At 46.1% G+C, this 701-nt stretch carries 1 protein-coding gene; it reads right to left on the reverse strand.

Annotation, left to right across the window (positions count from 1 at the left end):
* Positions 1–21: 21 nt before the first annotated feature.
* Positions 22–701: sac operon transcriptional antiterminator SacT (gene sacT, locus ACWHAR_RS27360; protein WP_452088467.1), on the reverse strand; the 680-nt coding region annotated here is incomplete at its 5' end.

Consider the following 701-nt stretch of genomic DNA (forward strand, 5'->3'; position numbering starts at 1 on the left):
ACTCCCTGCAAGTCAAAGCGGTTATTCCGAGAGATCTTGAAGACGCTGGACATGCAGCGTGATATAGCCGGCCTCGGATTCCGGCAAATGTAATTGATATTCATTTTTCAAAAACTCCGCCAGCTCCAGCGCACATTGATAGGAGAATGAATACTTTTTTTGGATGAAATAAAGCATCTCCTCGTCCATACGATGGAGCGCTTCATTTGATTCCAACCGGCTGACCGCGTATCGCAAATGCGTGACTAGGCGTTGATAGGAAATGCTGTTTTCATCCACCTTTCGATTAAAGTATTGTTCTATTTTCTCTATCATTTCTTTGATCATGGTCGTATGCTTCAGCGCCGAATACATGCTCTCCGCATCCATCTTCGCCGTATGGATGTGAAGGGCAATATAACCCGCTTCATCTTCAGGCAGAGACACGCCCAATGTCTCTTTTACATGTCCGATCGCCCACAGGCCGATCTCGTATTCTTTTTTATAGAGCGCCTTTATCTCATGCAGCAATTTATTCTGCACAAGCAGCCCATTTTGAATCCTCTCGATCGCAAAGGACAAATGGTCGGAAAGCGCGATATGAATGTGATCGCTCAGCGGCGCCGCGAGCTCTCCTTCCGCATAGCTGATGATATCCTCAGCTATTTCTATATGCTCCTCCGGCAGTGTTTGCAGGATTTGTTTGAACTTTTCATTCTCGT

Source organism: Bacillus sp. LR--39 (assembly GCF_053613335.1).